Genomic DNA, 19,417 nt, shown 5'->3' with positions numbered 1-19,417 from the left:
TCTTCAATGACGCGGCGCCGCGGAGACGTCAACCGACGGGCTGGGCTGCAAAGACGTCTTTTGCGTCAGCTGTGCGGCGAGCTCGGCGACGAGTTCGATCGCGACCGTGTCGGGCGACGCCAGCCAGCTTGCCGAGAATGTCAGCGGCTGCATTTCCACATCGGTATTGAGGAGCTGCAGCCGGCCGTCCGCCAGCTCGTTCTGGACGATCGCGGTGGGGATCACGGCGATGCCGAGACCTTCGATCGCCATGTGGATCACGGTCGCCAGCGAGGCCGAGGCATGCAGCCGGATCGGCGGCAGTTCTGGCCGGTTGAACAGCGAACGCACGATCTCGTAGGGCTGCGTCTTGCGCGGAAAGGTGATGATCGGATGCCTGGCGAGATCCTGCACCGTCAGCATCCGATCGCCCAGTCCGAGCGCGGGGCTGGCGAGGAAGCCGATAGGATAGTCGCACAGCAACCGGTTGCGCACCGTCGAACTGCTCACCGGGCCCATCAGCAGCGCCAGCTCGATTTCCTGCGCCAGCAACCGGGTCCGCAGATTGGAGGTGATGTCGACCTCGATCTCCAGCGTCAGATTGGGGTAGGCCTCGTTGACGCTTTTGATCAGCCGCGACAGCAGGGTATGCACGATGGTCTCGGCGACGCCGAGCCTCAGCACGCCGCGCATCGCCGAGCGGTCGCTGACCGCCGCCATCATCTCCGCGCGCATGCCGATCAGCTTCTCGGCATAGACCATCAACTGCCGGCCGGAAGGCGTCGGCGAGGCGATCTTGCGGTCGCGCTGCAGCAGCCGCACGCCCATCTCGCGCTCGAGCTGCGCGATGCGCTGCGAGATCGCTGGCTGTGTGGTGTTCAGCTTCTGCGCGGCGCCGCGAAAGCTGCCCAGCGTCACCACCCAGAGGAAGGTTTCCAGCCCTTTGAAATCGGCCATGCCGCTGCAACGTCCTTAGTCGATAACAAGGATTTATCGATTGATATTAAAAAACATGATTAGACATTATCTTAGTCCTAGGTTTCAGTCCCTGTCGAGGCGAAATTAGGCAGGGACCTGCGATGGCGAGTTTTTCAGCAGAGCGACCGGGGGATGCCGAGATGCTGCCGAGTGCCGTTGCGCGCCGCGGCTATCGCGCCGGCAAATATGGCAGCACGGCCGGCGTCGCGCCGGGTTTTGTCCAAGGCAATCTGGTGATTCTGCCGCAATCCCAGGCCGCTGACTTCCACCGCTTCTGCCAGCTCAATCCGAAGCCGTGCCCGATCATCGGCATGTCGGATCCGGGCGATCCGCGCATCCCATCGCTCGGCCTCGACCTCGATATCCGTACCGACATCCCGCAATACGTCGTGTGGAAGGATGGCGAGGCGATCGACCGTCCGGCGGAGGTGATGAAATACTGGCGCGACGATCTGGTGTCGTTCGTGATCGGCTGCTCGTATTCGTTCGAGGAGGCGATGATGGCCGACGACCTGCCGATCCGCCACATCGAACAGGACGTGCTGGTCCCGATGTACCGCACCAACATCGCCTGCCAGCCGGCCGGCCCGTTCGCAGGTCCCATGGTGGTGTCGATGCGGCCGTTGAAGCCGCGCGATGCGATCCGAGCCGTGCAGATCACCTCGCGGTTTCCCGCGGTGCACGGCGCGCCGGTGCATCTCGGCCTGCCGCATTCGATCGGCATTGCCGACATCAACAAGCCCGACTATGGCGATGCCGTGCACATCAACGACGACGAGATTCCGGTATTCTGGGCCTGCGGCGTCACCCCGCAGAGCGTCATCGCGGCGGCGCGCGTGCCGTTCGCGATCACGCACGCGCCGGGTGTGATGCTCATTACCGATCTCAAGAACAAGCACCTGGCTGTTTTATAAGTTTTACAAGAAGCAGCTTGCCGTTCTTTCAGGCTTTACCGTAACCTTGTTTAGTCTCATCGATAGCCGCCAGTCACAAAGGATCACGACATGACGATATCTCGCCGAAACGTATTGCTGGGCGGCGCTGCCGCAGCGACCCTGATGCCGCTTGCAAGGCGCGCTCGCGCGCAGGTCAAGGAAGTCGTGATCGGCGTGATTTATCCCTTGTCCGGTGCCTCCGCGCAGATCGGCGTCGATGCCCAGAAGGCGTTCGAGACCGCCGCCGACATCATCAACAAGAACTACGATTTCGACCTGCCGCTGGCGCGCGGCGAAGGCTTTTCCGGCCTTGGCGGCGCCAAGGTGCGACTGGTATTCGCCGATCATCAGGCCGACCCGCAGAAGGGCCGCGCCGAAGCCGAGCGCCTGATCACCCAGGAAAAGGTTTGCGCGATCGTCGGCACCTACCAGAGCGCGGTGGCTGTCACCGTCAGCCAGATCTGCGAACGCTACCAGATCCCGTTCATCTCGGCCGACAACTCGTCGCCGAGCCTGCATCGTCGCGGCCTGAAATATTACTTCCGCGCCGCCCCGCATGACGAGATGTTCTCGACCGCGATGTTCGACTTCTTCGACGCGATGAAGAAGAAGGGCCAGAAGATCGAGACGCTGGCGCTGTTCCATGAGGACACCATCTTCGGCACCGACTCCGCCAATGCGCAGCTCAAGCTCGCCGCCGACCGCGGCTACAAGATCGTCGCCGACATCAAGTACCGCGCCAACTCGCCGTCGCTGACGGCGGAAGTGCAGCAGCTCAAGGCGGCCAATGCCGACGTGCTGATGCCCTCCAGCTACACCACCGACGGCATCCTCTTGATCAAGACGATGGGCGAACTCGGCTACAAGGCCAACGCCATCGTGGCGCAGGACGCCGGTTTCTCCGAAAAGGCGCTGTATGACGCCGTCGGCGACAGGATCCCCGGCGTCATCTCGCGCGGTTCGTTCTCGCTCGATCTCGCCGCCAAGCGCCCGATGGTCGGCAAGATCAACGACATGTACAAGGAGAAGTCCGGCAAGGACTTCAACGATTACTCGTCGCGCCAGTTCATGGGCCTGATCGTGATGGCCGACGCCATCAACCGCGCCAAGTCGACCGACGGCGAGAAGATCCGCGAAGCCCTGGTCGCCACCGACATGCCGGGCGAGCAGACCATCATGCCGTGGGCCAAGGTCAAGTTCGACGAACTGGGCCAGAACAATTTCGCCGATCCGGTGCTGCTGCAATACACCGGCGGCAAATTCGTCACCGTGTTCCCGCCGCAGGGCGCGATCGCGGAAGCGACCTGGCCGATGAAGTAAGAAAGCGCGGCGCCTCTGTTTGGCGCCGCCGCCACTCCACACGCCGTGTCGTCCCCGCGAAAGCGGGGACCCATACCCTCCGAGGCCGTGTTTTCGCATAGCCTTACCGCCGTCTTCCGATTTAGAGGACGGAGGCTATGGATCCCCGCTTTCGCGGGGACGACAACATGGATGACGTCACTTGTATCAAGATACGCCCGATTGACCGAGAGGATCGCCCCTTGACCGCCGCCACCATCATCCAGTCTCTTGCCAGCGGTCTGCTGATGGGGCTGCTCTACGGCCTGATTGCGGTCGGTCTGGCCCTGATCTTCGGCCTGATGGACGTCACCAACTTCGCGCATGGCGAATTCCTGATGCTGGCGATGTATGGCGCGTTCTTCATGTTCGCCTTCTTCGCCATCGATCCGCTGCTGGCGGCTCCCCTGGTGGCGGCCGGCATGTTCGCCTTCGGGGCGGCGATCTATCTTCTCGTCGTGCGGTTCGCGATGCGGGCCAAATCCAATATCGGCATGGTGCAGATCTTCGCCACCTTCGGCCTCGCCATCCTGATCCGTGGCCTGGCGCAGTTCTTCTTCACGCCCGACTATCGCAGCATCCCGACCTCGTGGCTCGGCGGCAAGACGGTGTCGCTGGGCGGCATCTTCCTGCCGGTGCCGCAGCTGGTCGGCGCGCTGATCTCGCTGTGCGCGTTCGGCGCGCTGTACTTCTTCATCAAGAAGACCGATTTCGGCCGCGCGCTCGAAGCGACCCGCGAAGACGCCGGCGCGGTGGCGCTGGTTGGCATCGACAAGAATAAGGTGTTCGCACTCGGCTGGGGCCTCGGCTCCGCGCTGGTCGGCCTCGCCGGCGCGGTGATGGCGATGTTCTTCTATATCTATCCCGATGTCGGCGCGTCGTTCGCGTTGATCGCCTATGTCACCGTGGCGCTGGGCGGCTTCGGCTCGGTGTTCGGCGCCTTTGCCGGCGGCATCATCGTCGGTCTGGTGGAAGCCTCCACCGCGCTGATCCTGCCGCCGTCGCTGAAGTCGGTCGGCATTTACGCCGTCTATCTGCTGGTGGTGTTCATCCGGCCCCGCGGCCTGTTCGGATCGATCTGATGGACCAGACCTACACCCAGACCCGCCGCCGCGACCTCACGCTCGCTATCTTCCTCGCGGCGCTTGCCGCCGTCGTGCCGTTCTTCGTCAAGGACGTCAACGTCCAGAACATCATGGTGCTGACCCTGATGTGGGCAGCGCTGTCGCAGAGCTGGAACATCCTCGGCGGCTATTGCGGCCAGATCTCGCTCGGCCACGCGCTGTATTTCGGCCTCGGCGCCTACACCACCACGCTGCTGCTGACCAAGTTCGGCGTGCTGCCATGGTTCGGGATGATCGCAGGCGGCGCGATCTCGGCGCTGATCGCGCTGGGCCTCGGCTATCCGACCTTCCGGCTTCGCGGCCATTACTTCGTCATCGCCACCATCGTGATCGCCGAAATCGGCCTGCTGCTGTTCCACAACTGGGAATATGCCGGCGCCGCACTTGGCATCGACGTGCCGGTGCGCGGCGACTCGTGGGCGCGCTTCCAGTTCACCCGCAGCAAGCTGCCCTACTACTACTTCGCGCTGGTGTTCTGCTGCGTCGCCTGGTTCGTCACCTGGAAGCTGGAAAACTCCAAATGGGGCTATTGGTGGCGCGCGGTGAAGGATAATCCCGAAGCCGCCGAGAGCCTGGGCGTCGTGGTGTTCAATTCCAAGATGGGCGCCGCGGCGATCTCCGCCTTCCTCACCGCGATCGGCGGCGCGATGTATGCGCAATACGTCTCCTATATCGACCCCGAAAGCGTCATGACCTTCCAGTTCTCGCTGCTGATGGCGCTGCCGGCGGTGCTGGGCGGCATCGGCACGCTGTGGGGGCCGGTGCTCGGCGCGGTGATCCTGATCCCGCTCACGGAGCTCACCCGCAACTATCTCGGCGGCTCCGGCCGCGGCGTCGACCTCATCCTTTATGGCGCGGTCATCGTGCTGATCTCGCTGGCGCGGCCGGAGGGGCTGATCGGCCTGTTTTCGCGCAAACCGGCTTCCAAAGGAGTGCCGCAATGACGACACCCCTGTTAGAGACCCGCGGCGTGTTTCAGCGTTTCGGCGGCCTGATCGCCAATAGCGACGTGTCGATCTCGGTCGGCCGTGGCGAGATCGTCGGCCTGATCGGCCCGAACGGCGCCGGCAAGTCCACTTTGTTCAACCTGATCGCCGGCGTGCTGCCGCCGACGCAAGGGTCGATCTGGTTCAACGGCGAGGACGTCACTAATCTGCCGGCGGCGGCGCGCTGCCAGCGCGGCATCGCCCGCACTTTTCAGGTGGTGAAGAGCTTCGAGACCATGACGGTGATCGATAACGTCATCGTCGGCGCGCTGATCCGCACGACGGTGATGAAGGAAGCGCGCCGCAAGGCGCATGAGGTGCTGGAATTCTGTGGCCTCGGCGCGCGCGCCCATGTGCTGGCCAGCCAGCTCATTCCGTCCGAGAAGCGCCGGCTCGAAGTGGCGCGTGCGCTGGCCACCGAGCCCAAGCTGCTGCTGCTCGACGAGTGCCTCACGGGGCTCACCCCGCTTGAGGCGCAGTCGGGCGTGGCATTGGTCCGCAAGGTGCGCGAGACCGGCGTTACTGTCCTGATGGTCGAGCACGTCATGGAAATCGTGATGCCGCTGGTCGACCGCGCCATCGTGCTTAATCTCGGCAAGGTCCTCGTCGAGGGCAAGCCCGCGGATGTCGTCCGGCATCCCGAAGTCATCAGTGCCTATCTCGGGGATCGCCATGCTGTCGGTGCGTGAAGTCTCCACCGCCTATCAGGGGCTGGTCGCCATTTCAGAAGTCACGATCGATGTCGCGAAGGGCGAAATCGTCGCGGTGTGCGGCGCCAATGGTGCCGGAAAGTCGACGCTGATCAAGACCATTGCGGGTGCCGAGCGCCCGCGCTCGGGCACGGTCACCTTCGATGGCGAGCAGATCAACGGCATCCCGCAGCATCTGATCACCGCGCGTGGCATCGCCTATGTGCCGGAGAACCGTCGGCTGTTTCCGCGGCTGTCGGTCGGCGACAATCTGCGGCTCGGCAGCTACATGTATCGCGGCAAGCCCGACCGCGACGAACCGCTAAAGCTGGTGTTCGACCTGTTCCCGCGTCTGGCGGAACGCCTCGAGCAGCGCGCCGAAACATTGAGCGGCGGCGAACAGCAGATGCTGGCGATCAGCCGCGCGCTGATGACCCGCCCGCGGCTCCTGATGCTCGATGAGCCCTCGCAGGGCATCATGCCGAAGCTGGTCGACGAGATCTTCCAGGCCGTGGTCAAGATCCGCGACATGGGCATGACCGTCTTGATCGTCGAGCAGCGGATGTCCGAAGTGCTGGAGATCGCCGACCGCGCCTATATCTTGCAGACCGGCCGCGTCCAGATGCAGGGCAAGGCCGCCGACATCATGGGCAATGCGGATGTCAGGAAGGCGTATCTGGGGCTGTAGACCACAACGCAGCAGTTCAAAGTCTGCGGCATTCGTGCTATGCCTGCACCCATGAGCAGTGTCGAAGACATCGAGAAAGCCATCGAAATGCTGCCGCCGGCAGAGCTGGCGGCATTTCGGTCATGGTTCGAGGCGTTCGACGCCGCCACATTCGATCGCAAGATTGCGCAGGATGCGGTCAGTGGCAGGCTCGATGATCTCGCAGACCAGGCGTTGGAATCCAATCGGCAAGGGCTGGCACGCGAGCTGTGAAGCACTTCGCCAGTCCGGAATTCTGGACGGCCTATCGGCTTCTACCCGAAAACATCCGCGCGCTAGCCGACAAGAATTTTGACTTGTTGAAAAGCGACCCACGGCATCCCTCGCTACAGTTAAAGAAAATTGGCCGGTATGTTTCGGCCCGGGTCGGATTGCGCTACCGGGCTCTCGCCGTCGAGACGGAGGGCGGCCTGATGTGGTTCTGGATCGGATCGCATGCCGATTACGACGCGCTGTTGAAGTAGTTGGGCGATCAATCGTGCCGATGCGGCTCCTCCGGCAGCCCCAGCCCGAACACCTCCGACAGATCCTTCACCTGCGCCGGTGACAAATATCGCGGGTTCAACCCGCGCAGCAGCAAATACAGCTTCGCCGTCTCTTCCAGTTCCTCGATCGCGTACACCGCGGCCTCCAGCGAGTCGCCGGCCACCACCGGGCCGTGATTGGCCAGCAGCACCGATGAATACTTCCCCGCCAGCCCCTTGATCGCCTCGGCGACCGCCGGATCGCCGGGCCGGTGATATGGCACCAGCGCGGTGGCGCCGCATTTCATCAGGTAGTACGGCGTCAGCGGCGGCAGCGCGGCGCGCGAGTCGATCTCGGGCAGCATCGACAGCGCCACCGAATGCGTCGAGTGCAGGTGCACGACGGCGTGCGAAGCGGCGCGGGTCTCGTACAAGGCGGTGTGCAACGGCACTTCCTTGGTCGGCGCGTCGCCCGAAATCAGCCGGCCGGAGGCATCCAGCCGCGACAGCCTTGCCGGATCGAGCGAGCCCAGCGAGGCGTTGGTCGGCGTTACCAGCCAGCCGCCGTCGTCGCAGCGCACGCTGATATTGCCGGACGAGCCCGGGGTCAGCCCGCGCTCGAACAATGAGCGGCCAAGCCGGCAGATCTCTTCGCGCAGTTTCGTTTCCATCGCGGCGTCCTTTTCGGCTTTCTCCCACGCTTTCGCGTGAGGGCCAAGCCGTGTTACCCAAGGCCAAGGCCGCGCAAAAAGCCGGCAATGAGGAAACCGAGGGATGCTGCATGCCGCCGACTGAATCCGGGAAACCGCGCGTCGCCGTGATCGGGCTGGGCTCGATGGGCTTTGGCATGGCGACATCGCTGCGCCGCGCCGGCCTCGACGTCACCGGCTGCGATGTTTCTCCGGATGCGGTCGCCAAATTCGTCGGCGAGGGCGGGCAGGGCGCCGCTTCCCCGGCCGCCGCGGCGCAACACGCCGATATCGTCGTCAGTGTCGTCGTCAATGCGGCGCAGACCGAAACCATCCTGTTCGCCGCCGACGGCGTGGCCTCGACGCTGGCAAAAGACGCCGTGTTCATCTCCTCGGCAACGATGGACCCCGACGTCGCGCGCCGGCTCGCTCGGCAACTCGAGGCCACCGGCCGGCATTATCTCGATGCTCCGATCTCCGGCGGCGCGCAGCGCGCCGCGCAGGGCGAACTGACCATCCTGGCTTCGGGCAGTCCGGCCGCGTTTGCCAAAGCGCGCCCGGCGCTCGATGCGATGGCCGCCAAGCTCTATGAACTCGGCGACGAACCCGGCCAGGGTGCCGCTTTCAAGATGATCAACCAACTGCTGGCCGGCGTGCACATTGCCGCGGCGTCGGAGGCGATCGCCTTCGCCGCCAAACAGGGGCTCGACATCCGCAAGGTCTACGAAGTCATCACCGCCTCGGCCGGCAATTCCTGGATGTTCGAGAACCGAATTCCGCATGTGCTCGATGGCGACTATGCGCCGCGCAGCGCGGTCGACATCTTCGTCAAGGACCTCGGCATCATCCAGGACATGGCGCGCACCGCGAAGTTTCCGGTGCCGGTGTCGGCTGCGGCGCTGCAGATGTTCCTGATGACCTCCGCTTCCGGCATGGGGCGCGACGACGACGCCTCGGTGGCGCGGATGTACGCGAGGGTGACGGGTACGAAACTGCCCGGCGATCCGGCCTGACCGACAACAGAGGACGCACCATGCCCCGCTTTGCCGCCAACCTGTCGATGATGTTCACCGAACATCCGTTCCTCGATCGCTTCGATGCCGCCGCGGCCGCCGGCTTCACCGCGGTCGAATTCCTGTTCCCCTACGAGCATCCGCCGGAAGTGATCGCCGAGCGCCTGCAGCGCAATGACCTGCAGCAGGTGCTGTTCAACCTGCCGCCGGGCGACTGGGAGGCCGGCGAAAAAGGCTTCGCCGCGCGGCCCGACAAGTTCGACGAGTTGCGACAAAGCGTTCATACCGCGCTGCCCTATGTGAAGGCGACAGGCGTGCGACGGCTGCATATGATGGCGGGCCTCGCCGATCGCCGGGATCCCAAGGCGGTGGCGGCGTTCCGCAAGTCGGTGGAATGGACCGCGAACTTTTTCGGCGACCAGGGCATCGACGTGATGCTCGAGCCGATCAACAAGCGCGACGTGCCGGGCTATTTCCTCAACGACTTCGAATTTGCGCGCGACCTGATCGTCGACATGAAGATTCCGAATGTCGGGCTGCAGTTCGACATCTACCACTGCCAGATCCTGCATGGTGATGTCACCATGCGGCTGCGCGAGATGCTGCCGCTGATCGGCCATATCCAGATCGCCAGCGTGCCGTCGCGCCACGAGCCGGGCGAGGAGCTGAACTATCCGTTCCTCTTTGCCGAGCTCGACCGGCTCGGCTACGAGCACTACATCGGTTGCGAATATCGTCCGGCCGCCGGCACCGTCGCGGGTCTCGGCTGGTTTTCGCCCTATGCCGCGGTGAAGCAATGACGCTGGCGCTGGGCTGCATCGCCGACGACTACACCGGCGCCTCCGATCTCGCCAATACGCTGACCCGCTGCGGGCTGCGCACCGTGCAGACCATCGGTATTCCTTCTGACGATCTGGCCTTGCCGGAGGTCGATGCCGTCGTGGTATCGCTGAAGAGCCGTTCGATTGCGGCAGATATTGCCGTCTCGCGTTCCCGCGCGGCGGAGCGATGGCTGCGTGGCCGCGGCGCCGGTCATGTGTTGTTCAAGATCTGCTCCACCTTCGACTCTACCGAGCAGGGCAATATCGGTCCGGTGATGGACGCGCTGCGCGCCGATGCCGCCGAGCCGATCGTGCTCGTCACGCCGGCGTTTCCGGAAACCGGCCGCACCGTCTATCAGGGCCACCTCTTCGTGGGCCATGTGCCTTTGCACGAAAGCCCGCTGAAGGACCATCCGCTCAACCCGATGCACGATTCCAATCTGGTCCGCGTGCTGGCACGGCAGAGCCGGACGAAAGTGGGGCTGCTCGATCTCGCAACCATCGCTCGCGGGCCGCAGGCGGTGCGCGCGCATCTCGATGCGCTCGCGACGCGGGGAATCGGTGCGGCGATCGCGGATGCGGTGTTCGGTCCTGATCTCGGAACCATCGGCGCGGTAGCGCTGACACATTGCGTCTCGGTCGGCGCCTCCGGCCTCGGCCTTGGTCTCGCGCGCGCGCTGATCGCGTCCGGCCGCGTTGCGGCGCATTCCGCCGCCGCGCCGGCCGGCGAGGATATCGGCGGCGCTGCGGCCTGTCTCGCCGGCAGTTGTTCGCAGGCGACGCTGCAGCAGATCGCGCGCGCCGAGCAGACCATGCCGATATTGCGTCTCGATGCGAAGCAGATCATCGGTGGCGACGCGGTGGTGCGCGCGCTTTCGTGGGCCACACCGCGGATCGGCAGCGGCGCTTTCCTGATCGCCAGCAGTTCGACGCCGGAAGACGTGGCTGCGATACAGGCGCGTCACGGCCGTGATGTCGTCGGCCATGCCATCGAGCAGGCGATGGCGGATATCGCCGAAGCCCTGGTGCAGGCCGGCGTGCGACGACTGGTGGTCGCGGGCGGCGAGACCTCCGGCGCGGTGGTCGATCGATTGGCGATCCCCGGCTTCATGGTCGGTGCGGAAATTGCACCCGGCGTGCCGGTGCTGCGCGCCGTCGGCGCCAAGCAAGGCGCGATGTTGCTGGCGTTAAAGTCCGGCAATTTCGGAGGGCCTGAATTCTTCAGCGAAGCAAATAATTTGATGCGCTGACGGGCAGGTGGTTGCGCAGTACCGAATGCGACGTATTTTATTATCAGGTTACCTCATGTACGAGCCAGAACGTGTATGCCCGGTACCTGTCTTTAACGAAATTATTGTTAGCTGATCTGGCGATCATTGACCGTACGATTGGTCAGACGCCCGGGCAATTTCCTCGTTCCCGGATTAACACGATCGAATTTCAACGCCGCGACAGCGGGCCAACGGTCGACGACCGAAGGACAGGACCATCATGTTTGCGACCATTTCCATTCGTACCAAGATTTCGGCTGTTGTCGCGATCCTGCTTCTTGTCATGAGCTGCATGGGCGCTCTGGCGATCAAGCAAATGTATGGCATCAACGCCGCGACCGTCGATATCGCCAGCAACTGGTTGCCAAGCATCCGTACCCTCTCGGAATTGCGGTCCGCGACGATCGCCTACCGCGGTGTTATCCGTTCGCACCTTCTGGCAGACGACGACGCCGGCAGAAAGGTCCAGGATGCTTCGATCGCCCGCTACACCGATCAGATCGCAAATGCTCGCAAGGAGTACGAGCCGCTGATTACTTCGCCAGAAGAGCAGGCGTTGTACGACGAGTTTGCCAAGTACTGGAGCGCCTATGTCGCCGAGCTCGTTCCCGTGCTGGAAGGGTCTCGTAAGGGAGCCGACAAGGCGATCCGTGATCTCAACCTGAAGGCCACCAAGACCGGAATGTTGGCCAGCGCCGCCCTCGAAAAGGACGTCGAACTCAACAACAGGGGCGCGTTGCTGGCCAGTGACCGGGCGACGCAGGATTTCAGCCTCGCCATCAAGTTGCTGATCGGATCCGTCGTGTTTGCCATCATCGTCGGCATCGTCGCTGCGATCATGCTGGTTCGAGACGTGTCGCGCGGCATCAATTCGATCATCGTGCCGATGCAGGCGCTGGGCAATGGCGATCTTGCGGCGACCGTGCCGCATCAGGGCGAAGCTACCGAGATCGGCAAGATGGCGGATACGCTGCAGGTCTTCAAGCTGGCGCTGATCGACAAGAAGGCCGCGGACGAAGCGGCCTCGACCGACGCCGAAGTAAAGATCGAGCGCGGTCGTCGCGTCGATGGTATCACCCGCGCCTTCGAAGCCATGATCGGCGACATCGTGGAGACGGTGTCGTCGGCGTCGAACCAGCTCGAGGCCTCCGCCGGCACGCTGACCTCCACCGCCGAGCGTTCGCAGGAATTGGCCACCGCGGTGGCAGCAGCCTCCGAAGAGGCTTCGACCAACGTACAGTCGGTGGCGTCCGCGACGGAAGAAATGGCTTCGTCGGTCAACGAGATCAGCCGTCAGGTGCAGGAGTCGGCGACCATTGCCAGCCAGGCCGTCGAACAGGCGCGCAAGACCAACGACCGGGTCAGCGAACTGGCGAAGGCGGCCTCCCGGATCGGGGACGTTGTCGAACTCATCAACACCATCGCCGGCCAGACCAACCTGCTGGCACTGAATGCGACGATCGAGGCGGCGCGCGCCGGCGAGGCCGGCCGCGGCTTCGCGGTGGTCGCCTCCGAAGTCAAGGCGCTGGCCGAGCAGACCGCCAAGGCGACCGGCGAGATCAGCATGCAGATTTCCGGAATCCAGGCGGCGACGCAGGACTCGGTCAACGCGATCAAGGAGATCGGCGACACCATCGGACGGATGTCGGAAATCTCCTCGACCATTGCTTCGGCCGTCGAAGAGCAGGGAGCGGCCACCCAGGAGATCTCCCGCAACGTCCAGCAGGCCGCGCAGGGCACCATGGAAGTGTCGTCCAACATCACCGACGTGCAACGCGGCGCCAGCGAGACCGGCTCGGCGTCCTCCGAGGTCCTCTCGGCGGCTCAGTCGCTGTCGGGCGAGAGCAGCCGTCTCAAGCTCGATGTCGGCAAGTTCCTCAGTGCGGTCCGCGCCGCGTAAGCAGATAATGCGATCGCAGGGTGGGGAGGCGTGCAACGCCTCGTCCACCCTGCATTGTCTTTATCTGGGTTCTTTTGAACGGTCTTCGGCAAGCGGTGCAAGCAGGCCAGGGTCCACCCGCCCAGTCGCCATGCGGCCCGGCGCCTCGACAGGCAGTCCGCTGCGCAGCGACCGCGCATTACAAATCCTTCATGTGGCCGCAGCATTAGTTGAAGCCTCAAACTGTTGTGCTCGCGCCACGAGGGATGGTAAATTCACCTAATGTCGTCGAAGTGAAGTGCCGGGAAGCCGCAGGCGCTGGCTATTGCGCGCGCTTCGGGTAAATCTGGTGCGACGGTCGGTCTGGATTCCGGGCCCGTATCTCACTGCAACCCAGGGAATTCCCGTTCGATGATCTCGTTGGTACGCATAGCGTTGAGCCGGCCCTATACCTTTGTCGTGCTCGCGCTGCTGCTGTTGATCGTCGGACCGCTCGCAGCGTTGCGTACGCCGACCGACATTTTCCCCGAGATCCGCATCCCCGTGATCGGCGTGATCTGGCAGTATACCGGCCTGCCGCCGGACCAGATGGCCGGGCGCATCACGACGCCGTTCCAGCGCGCGCTGACCACCACCGTCAACGACATCGAACACATCTCGGCGAATTCCTATGCCGGCTTCGGTATCGTCAAGATCTTCTTCCAGCCCAATGTCGATATCCGCACTGCCAACGCCCAGGTCACCGCGATTTCTCAGACGCTGATCCGCCAGATGCCGCCGGGCGCGACACCGCCGCTGATCTTGAACTACTCGGCCTCGACTGTGCCGATCATCAACATCGCGCTGTCCGGCGAAGGCTTCAACGAACAGCAGCTGCAGGACATCGCCTTCAACCAGCTACGCACGCAACTCGTCACCGTGCCGGGGGCGGCGATCCCGTTTCCGTTTGGCGGCAAGCAGCGCCAGGTCACAATCGATCTTAACCCCGGTGCGTTGCAGTCGCGCGGACTGTCCGGCCAGGACGTCGCCAATGCGCTGGCGGCGCAGAACCTGATCACGCCGGTCGGCACGCAGAAGATCGGCGGCTTCGAGTACACCATCAACCTCAACAACTCCGCCCGCCGGATCGAGGAACTCGGCAGCCTGCCGATCAAGACGGTCAACGGCGCCATGGTCTATGTCCGTGACGTCGCCACCGTGCGCGACGGCAACTCGCCGCAGACCAACATCGTGCATGTCGATGGCAGCCGCTCGGTGCTGATGCAGGTGCTCAAGGCCGGCTCTGTGTCAACGCTGGATATCATCGCCGGCATCAAGCAGAAGGTGATCGCCTATCGCCCGGCGCTGCCCGACGGCATCAAGATCGCCTATATCGGCGACCAGTCCGGCTTCGTCCGTGGCGCGATCGCGGGCGTGGCGATCGAAGGCGCCATCGCCGCGCTGCTGACCTCGATCATGATCCTGCTGTTCCTCGGCAGCTGGCGCTCCACGGTGATTATCGCGGTGTCGATCCCGCTCTCGATCCTCGGCGCCATCATCATGCTGTCGCTGATCGGCGAGACGCTCAACATCATGACGCTGGGCGGCTTGGCGCTGGCGGTCGGCATCCTGGTCGACGACGCCACGGTGACGATCGAGAACATCAACTATCACCTGGAGAACGGCAAGGACGTCGAGCCGGCGATTCTTGATGGCGCCAACCAGATCGTGGTGCCGGCCTTCGTCTCGCTGCTGTGCATCTGCATCGTGTTCGTGCCGATGTTCTTTCTCGACGGCATCGCGCGCTTCCTGTTCGTGCCGATGGCCGAAGCCGTGATGTTCGCGATGCTGTGGTCGTTCCTGCTGTCGCGCACGCTGGTGCCGACCATGGCGAAGTATCTGCTGCAGAACCACGTCCATCATGCCGAAGGCGAGCGCCCTGCGACCCGCAATCCGCTGGTCAAATTCCAGCGCGGCTTCGAGGCGCGGTTCGCGCGTTTTCGGGCCGGCTATCACGGCCTGCTGGATGCGGCGCTCGGACGCCGACCGGTATTCGTCACCGGCTTCCTGGCCGTCGTCGCGCTGTCGTTCCTGCTGGTGCCGTTCCTCGGTCGCAACTTCTTCCCGACCGTCGATGGCGGCAGCATCCTGATGCATGTCCGCACCCAGGTCGGCACCCGCGTCGAGGAGACCGCCAACCAGTTCGCCGACATCACCAAGGCGATCCGCACCATCGTGCCGCCGGACCAGATCGAGACCATGACCGACAATATCGGCATGCCCGTCTCGGGCATCAACCTGACCTACAACAACACCGGCGTGATCGGATCGCAGGACGGCGACTTCCAGATCAAGCTGGTCGAAGGCCACAGACCGACGGCGGACTACGTTCGGGAATTGCGGGAAAAGCTGCCGCGGCTGTTCCCGGGCGTCAGCTTTGCGTTCCTGCCCGCCGACATCGTCAGTCAGATCCTGAATTTCGGCGCGCCGGCGCCGATCGACCTGCAGATCCGCGGCGCCAACCTCGCCGCCAACTACGAATATGCCGGCAAATTGCTGAACAAGATCCGTCGCATCCCCGGCATTGCCGACGCCCGCATCCAGCAGTCGCCGAATAATCCCGGCTTCAACATCGATGTCGATCGCACCCGCGCGCAATATGTCGGGGTCACCGAGCGCGACGTCACCAACTCGCTGGTGGTCAATCTCGCAGGCTCCTCGCAGGTCGCGCCGACCTACTATCTCAACCCCGACAACGGCGTTTCCTATTCGATCGTGATGCAGACGCCGCAGTACAAGATGGATTCGCTGGGCGCGCTGGAGACGCTGCCGGTCACCGCCGTGGGTGCCGCCACCGCGCCGATGCTCGGCGGCATCGCCAGCATCAATCGTACGGCCACCAATGCCGTGGTGTCGCAATACGACATCCAGTCGATGGTGCAGATCTACGCCACGCCGCAGGGCCGCGACCTGGGCGCGGTCGCAAAGGATATCTACAGGGCGATCGAGGAGACCAAGGCGGAGGTGCCGCGCGGCAGCCGCGTGGTGCTGCTCGGCCAGGTCGAGACCATGAACTCGGCGTTCTCCGGCCTGCTGTTCGGCCTGCTCGGCGCCGTCGTGCTGATCTATTTCCTCATCGTGGTCAACTTCCAGTCGTGGTCGGATCCGTTCGTGATCATCACGGCATTGCCGGCGGCGCTTGCCGGCATCGTCTGGATGCTGTTTGCCACCGAGACGACCATGTCGGTGCCGGCCTTGACCGGGGCCATCATGTGCATGGGCGTCGCCACCGCCAATTCGGTGCTGGTGATCTCGTTCGCCCGGGAACATTATGCCATGTATGGCGATCCGATCGCTGCGGCGTCGCAGGCCGGTTTCGTCCGGTTCCGCCCGGTGCTGATGACGGCGCTGGCGATGGTCATCGGCATGGCGCCGATGGCGATGGGGCTGGGCGAGGGCGGCGAACAGAACGCGCCGCTCGGCCGCGCCGTGATCGGCGGCCTGATTTTTGCTACGATTGCAACGCTGATGTTCGTGCCGGTGGTGTTCAGCATGGTCCACAAGAAGCAGCAGCCCGCGCCAGAGGCATGCTCGCCGGAGTTGTCGCATGTCCACTGATCTGAAGCAGCCGTCCCGCCGCAAGCTTGGCCTCATTGGGGTCATCGGGCTGGTGGCCGCGGGCGCGGTCGTGGTGACCGGCATCATGGCGCGCGCCAAGACCGATAGCGAGTTGAAGACCTGGACCGATGCGCAGGCTATTCCCAGCGTCGCGGTGGCGCCGGCCGACGCACGGACGCTCAACGCCACGCTCGATTTGCCGGGCCGGCTGGAGGCCTATTCGCGGGCGCCGATCTATGCCCGCGTCAGCGGCTATGTCGCCAGCTGGAGCGCCGACATAGGCAAGCAGGTCAAGGCCGGTGAGGTGCTCGCCGAGATCGAGGCGCCGGACCTCGACCAGCAGCTCGTGCAGGCCCGCGCCGATCTGGTCAGCCAGCAATCCAGCGCGCGATTGTCGGAGGCGACGCTGAACCGCCGCAAGTCGCTGGTGGCCTCGAACTTCGTCTCGGCGCAGGAAATTGACGAACGCAGCGCCGACCTCGCCAACAAGCGGGCCGCGGTGAATTCCGGGACCGCCAATGTCGAGCGGCTGGAGGCGCTGGCCGGCTACAAGAAAGTCACCGCGCCGTTCGACGGCGTCATCACCCAGCGCAATACCGACGTCGGCGCGCTGATCTCCGGCGGCACCGGCACGGGTCTGGCGATGTTCGTGGTATCCGACATCACCAAGCTGCGCGTCTATGTCGATGTGCCGCAGACCTATGTGCCGGCCATCCAGATGGGCGCGAAGGCGGTCATCACCGTGCCGGATTATCCGAACCGCACCTTTCAGGCCACGTTAGAGGCTTCGTCGCAATCGGTCGACGTCGCCTCCGGTACCGCGCGGATGCAGCTCGCGCTCGACAATCCGAAGGGCGAGTTGCTGCCCGGCGGCTACGCCAATGTGAAGATGAGCCTTGCCCGAGACGCCGCGCCGTTGCACATCCCGGCCAGCGCGCTGATCTTCAACAAGGACGGCACACGGGTCGCCACCGTGACGCCCGGCGACAAGATCCTGTTCAAGACGGTCGTCATCGCGCGCGACCTCGGCCGCGAGATCGAACTGGCCTCCGGCATTGCCGCCGATGACCGCATCGTCACCACGCCCCCCGACGGCCTCCGCGACGGCGATCCGGTGCGGGTGTCGAACCCGTCGAAGACCGACAAGCCGGCCACGGCGTCCGAGAAGCAGGACGCGAAGGGCTGAGCTCTTTCTACCCCTCTCCCACAAGCAGCGAAGCTGCGCAGGCGGGAGAGGGTGGATCGAAGCCCCGCGACTTGTCCGCCGTAGCTTGATGAGCGATGGCGGAAGTGGGTTCGAGACGGGAGGGGACGACAGCGTCCGAAGCTGCTACCCGACCTTCCACTCCAGCACGCCATCGGCCGCGGCGCTGATCGCCCCGCGCGAGCCTACCGGCGAGCGGTCCATGTCCAGCAGATGCGCCAGCGTGGCTGTGTCCTGCACCGGCACCCGTGCCAGCGCCCGCGCGTTGTCGGCGGTGCGGAGGATGACGACGCCATGTTCGGCGACGTTGTTGCGGCCAAAGATCACCGTGAAACTCTCCACCGTGCCGGTCCCCGAAGCCTGCGTCACGAACGCCGGCAAGGCCCCGCGTTGGCGATCCGCTTCCGCCTGGACGCTAGTATCCTGCGCCAGGGCCTCGCCGGCCTGTCGCGACAGCACCAGCGCATGGTGCTTGGTGACGAAGCCACCCTGCCCGTAGAGCAGCCCGAGCTGCGCGCCGGCGCGCAGCTTCCGCACCATCGCGCAGGCCGCATGCGCCATGTAGTCGTTGAGCGGCGCGCCGAAGAAGGTGAGGCCACCGGCCACGGTCGGCTGTACGTCCGCGCCGAGTTTCAGCGTGCGGCGCGCCATCTTCGGCACCACGGGGAAGCAGCTGTACAGCTCGATCGCATCGAAGGCATTGCCATCCGCCAGCGCCATCGCCGCTTTCAGCACGGCATTCTGCGCGTGGCTCTCGACATACTGGTCGCGGTCGAGATAGTCGCGCGGCTCCTCCGCCGAGGCGCCGCCGTGGATGTAGACCATGCGATCCTCGGCGATGCCGGCCGCGCGCGCTTTCGCCAGACTGGTGACGAGGATCGCCGCCGCCTGGTTGACCATCGGATTGGCCACCATCAGCTTGGTATAGGGCCAGGCGATCAGACGGTTGTCCGAGGTCGGCGTGGTGATCTCCTCCGGCGCATAGGCGTGCTTCAGCCAGGCTTGCGGATTTTGCGCGGCCACCGCCGAGTAGCGCGACCACAGCTCGCCGGATTCCGCGAGTGCCTGGCGCGGCGTCTGGCCCCAATGCGCGGCCGAGGCGGCCTCATAGAACGGATACACGGTGACCGGCTTGGCGACGCCGAGCGTGGTCGCCATCGGCTTCTGATAATTGGCGCCGCGTAGCGGCTCCGGTGCGTCATGGGCGAACGGCGTCCACGGCAGCGTGACGCCGGCGCGCTCGGCCTTGGTCGCCGTCGATTGCGCCTCGGCGCCGCAGATCGCGGCGACCGTGGCTTCGCCGCGCGCGATGCGCTTGGCAGCCTCATGGATGAAGCGGATCGGGCTCTCGCCGCCGACCGGGCCGTAATGCGCCTGGGTTGGCGCGATGCCGAGCCGTTCGCTCAACTGCCTGGCGGGATCGCTGTAGCGCCAGCTCAGGAAATTGACGATGTCGAGCGAGTCGATCTCGGAAAGCAGCTTTGCGCCGGCGTCCTGCTCGGCGCGCTTCAGCGCCTGTTCGATCAGCGCCAGCGGCTCGAGCCCGGCGGTGAGCTCGCTGGGGTGATCGGAGAATTCGCCGACGCCGACGATGACGGGGATGCGGTGCTCGGGAGTATTGGTCATTTTTTTCTCGTTGAAGTTTCAGTCTGAAGGCGGCGCGATCTCGATTCCTTCTTCCCTCTCCCCCGCGCGAAGCGAAGCTTCGCTAGGTGGGAGAGGG

17 protein-coding genes are annotated in these 19,417 nt (G+C 64.4%); 14 read left to right on the top strand and 3 right to left on the bottom strand.

Annotated elements, in window-relative coordinates; translation table 11 throughout:
- Window positions 1-3 precede the first annotated feature (3 nt).
- Window positions 4-936, bottom strand: a complete 933-nt coding sequence (locus FNL56_RS24315) for a LysR family transcriptional regulator (protein ID WP_143575408.1) — start codon at window positions 934-936, stop codon at window positions 4-6.
- Between the two features lie 122 nt (window positions 937-1,058).
- Between FNL56_RS24315 and FNL56_RS24310 the strand changes: the two genes are divergently transcribed.
- From FNL56_RS24310 to FNL56_RS24275, 8 genes are all read left to right on the top strand, one after another.
- Window positions 1,059-1,871: a putative hydro-lyase gene (locus tag FNL56_RS24310; protein ID WP_143575407.1), complete on the top strand. Its 813-nt coding sequence runs from the start codon at window positions 1,059-1,061 to the stop codon at window positions 1,869-1,871.
- A 90-nt stretch (window positions 1,872-1,961) separates the two neighbouring features.
- A complete protein-coding gene (locus FNL56_RS24305; RefSeq protein ID WP_143575406.1) occupies window positions 1,962-3,212 on the top strand; it encodes an ABC transporter substrate-binding protein in 1,251 nt (416 codons plus the stop codon).
- A 221-nt stretch (window positions 3,213-3,433) separates the two neighbouring features.
- Window positions 3,434-4,312, top strand: a complete 879-nt coding sequence (locus FNL56_RS24300) for a branched-chain amino acid ABC transporter permease (protein WP_168203019.1) — start codon at window positions 3,434-3,436, stop codon at window positions 4,310-4,312.
- Window positions 4,312-5,298: a branched-chain amino acid ABC transporter permease gene (locus FNL56_RS24295; protein WP_143575404.1), complete on the top strand. Its 987-nt coding sequence runs from the start codon at window positions 4,312-4,314 to the stop codon at window positions 5,296-5,298. Before FNL56_RS24300 ends, FNL56_RS24295 begins: the two co-directional genes overlap by 1 nt.
- Complete coding sequence (locus tag FNL56_RS24290; RefSeq protein WP_143575402.1) at window positions 5,295-6,029, top strand: ABC transporter ATP-binding protein; 735 nt, start codon at window positions 5,295-5,297, stop codon at window positions 6,027-6,029. Before FNL56_RS24295 ends, FNL56_RS24290 begins: the two co-directional genes overlap by 4 nt.
- Window positions 6,013-6,717 carry an ABC transporter ATP-binding protein gene (locus FNL56_RS24285; RefSeq protein WP_143575401.1) on the top strand — a complete coding sequence of 235 codons (705 nt, stop codon included), beginning with the start codon at window positions 6,013-6,015 and terminating at the stop codon, window positions 6,715-6,717. Before FNL56_RS24290 ends, FNL56_RS24285 begins: the two co-directional genes overlap by 17 nt.
- Before the next feature lie 51 nt (window positions 6,718-6,768).
- Window positions 6,769-6,969: a hypothetical protein gene (locus tag FNL56_RS24280; RefSeq protein WP_143575399.1), complete on the top strand. Its 201-nt coding sequence runs from the start codon at window positions 6,769-6,771 to the stop codon at window positions 6,967-6,969.
- Window positions 6,966-7,220, top strand: coding sequence for a ParE family toxin-like protein (locus FNL56_RS24275; protein WP_143575397.1), 255 nt, complete (start codon window positions 6,966-6,968; stop codon window positions 7,218-7,220). Before FNL56_RS24280 ends, FNL56_RS24275 begins: the two co-directional genes overlap by 4 nt.
- Before the next feature lie 8 nt (window positions 7,221-7,228).
- Here the strand turns inward: FNL56_RS24275 and otnC are convergent, their stop codons facing one another.
- Window positions 7,229-7,891: a 3-oxo-tetronate 4-phosphate decarboxylase gene (gene otnC / locus FNL56_RS24270; protein ID WP_143575396.1), complete on the bottom strand. Its 663-nt coding sequence runs from the start codon at window positions 7,889-7,891 to the stop codon at window positions 7,229-7,231.
- Here otnC and ltnD point away from each other — a divergent pair.
- The 6 genes from ltnD to FNL56_RS24240 all read left to right on the top strand — a co-directional run bounded on the left by ltnD (window position 7,846) and on the right by FNL56_RS24240 (window position 17,676).
- On the top strand, window positions 7,846-8,922 hold the full coding sequence (gene ltnD / locus FNL56_RS24265; protein ID WP_143575395.1) for an L-threonate dehydrogenase: 1,077 nt from the start codon (window positions 7,846-7,848) through the stop codon (window positions 8,920-8,922). The genes otnC and ltnD overlap by 46 nt on opposite strands.
- A 20-nt stretch (window positions 8,923-8,942) precedes the next feature.
- Entirely contained in the window at window positions 8,943-9,722 is a 780-nt protein-coding gene (gene otnI, locus FNL56_RS24260; RefSeq protein ID WP_143575393.1) for a 2-oxo-tetronate isomerase, read from the top strand.
- Window positions 9,719-10,993, top strand: a complete 1,275-nt coding sequence (gene otnK / locus FNL56_RS24255) for a 3-oxo-tetronate kinase (protein ID WP_143575391.1) — start codon at window positions 9,719-9,721, stop codon at window positions 10,991-10,993. The genes otnI and otnK overlap by 4 nt, the downstream gene beginning before the upstream one ends.
- Window positions 10,994-11,234: 241 nt before the next feature.
- Window positions 11,235-12,914 (top strand): methyl-accepting chemotaxis protein, encoded by a 1,680-nt coding sequence (locus FNL56_RS24250; protein ID WP_143578346.1) that lies wholly within the window; start codon window positions 11,235-11,237, stop codon window positions 12,912-12,914.
- A 390-nt stretch (window positions 12,915-13,304) separates the two neighbouring features.
- On the top strand, window positions 13,305-16,490 hold the full coding sequence (locus tag FNL56_RS24245) for an efflux RND transporter permease subunit (protein ID WP_143578345.1): 3,186 nt from the start codon (window positions 13,305-13,307) through the stop codon (window positions 16,488-16,490).
- Window positions 16,480-17,676 (top strand): efflux RND transporter periplasmic adaptor subunit, encoded by a 1,197-nt coding sequence (locus FNL56_RS24240; RefSeq protein ID WP_143575387.1) that lies wholly within the window; start codon window positions 16,480-16,482, stop codon window positions 17,674-17,676. Before FNL56_RS24245 ends, FNL56_RS24240 begins: the two co-directional genes overlap by 11 nt.
- A 144-nt stretch (window positions 17,677-17,820) precedes the next feature.
- Here FNL56_RS24240 and FNL56_RS24230 read toward each other — a convergent pair whose 3' ends face one another.
- A complete protein-coding gene (locus FNL56_RS24230; protein ID WP_143575386.1) occupies window positions 17,821-19,320 on the bottom strand; it encodes an acetyl-CoA acetyltransferase in 1,500 nt (499 codons plus the stop codon).
- Window positions 19,321-19,417: the final 97 nt, after the last annotated feature.

It is taken from the genome of Tardiphaga sp. vice304 (assembly GCF_007018905.1).
Classification (GTDB): Bacteria; Pseudomonadota; Alphaproteobacteria; order Rhizobiales; family Xanthobacteraceae; genus Tardiphaga.
Note: the sequence above shows the minus strand (reverse complement) of the source record. Positions and strands in the feature narration are given on the sequence as shown.

Excerpts from the sequence above, each read along its gene's own strand:
- FNL56_RS24230 (WP_143575386.1), bottom strand. The coding sequence starts at position 19,320 with ATGACCAATACTCCCGAGCACCGCATCCCCGTCATCGTCGGCGTCGGC.
- FNL56_RS24250 (WP_143578346.1), top strand. The coding sequence starts at position 11,235 with ATGTTTGCGACCATTTCCATTCGTACCAAGATTTCGGCTGTTGTCGCG.
- otnI (WP_143575393.1), top strand. The coding sequence starts at position 8,943 with ATGCCCCGCTTTGCCGCCAACCTGTCGATGATGTTCACCGAACATCCG.
- FNL56_RS24240 (WP_143575387.1), top strand. The coding sequence starts at position 16,480 with ATGTCCACTGATCTGAAGCAGCCGTCCCGCCGCAAGCTTGGCCTCATT.
- otnC (WP_143575396.1), bottom strand. The coding sequence starts at position 7,891 with ATGGAAACGAAACTGCGCGAAGAGATCTGCCGGCTTGGCCGCTCATTG.
- ltnD (WP_143575395.1), top strand. The coding sequence starts at position 7,846 with ATGAGCGGCCAAGCCGGCAGATCTCTTCGCGCAGTTTCGTTTCCATCG.
- otnK (WP_143575391.1), top strand. The coding sequence starts at position 9,719 with ATGACGCTGGCGCTGGGCTGCATCGCCGACGACTACACCGGCGCCTCC.
- FNL56_RS24305 (WP_143575406.1), top strand. The coding sequence starts at position 1,962 with ATGACGATATCTCGCCGAAACGTATTGCTGGGCGGCGCTGCCGCAGCG.
- FNL56_RS24280 (WP_143575399.1), top strand. The coding sequence starts at position 6,769 with ATGAGCAGTGTCGAAGACATCGAGAAAGCCATCGAAATGCTGCCGCCG.
- FNL56_RS24315 (WP_143575408.1), bottom strand. The coding sequence starts at position 936 with ATGGCCGATTTCAAAGGGCTGGAAACCTTCCTCTGGGTGGTGACGCTG.
- FNL56_RS24290 (WP_143575402.1), top strand. The coding sequence starts at position 5,295 with ATGACGACACCCCTGTTAGAGACCCGCGGCGTGTTTCAGCGTTTCGGC.
- FNL56_RS24285 (WP_143575401.1), top strand. The coding sequence starts at position 6,013 with ATGCTGTCGGTGCGTGAAGTCTCCACCGCCTATCAGGGGCTGGTCGCC.
- FNL56_RS24245 (WP_143578345.1), top strand. The coding sequence starts at position 13,305 with ATGATCTCGTTGGTACGCATAGCGTTGAGCCGGCCCTATACCTTTGTC.
- FNL56_RS24310 (WP_143575407.1), top strand. The coding sequence starts at position 1,059 with ATGGCGAGTTTTTCAGCAGAGCGACCGGGGGATGCCGAGATGCTGCCG.
- FNL56_RS24295 (WP_143575404.1), top strand. The coding sequence starts at position 4,312 with ATGGACCAGACCTACACCCAGACCCGCCGCCGCGACCTCACGCTCGCT.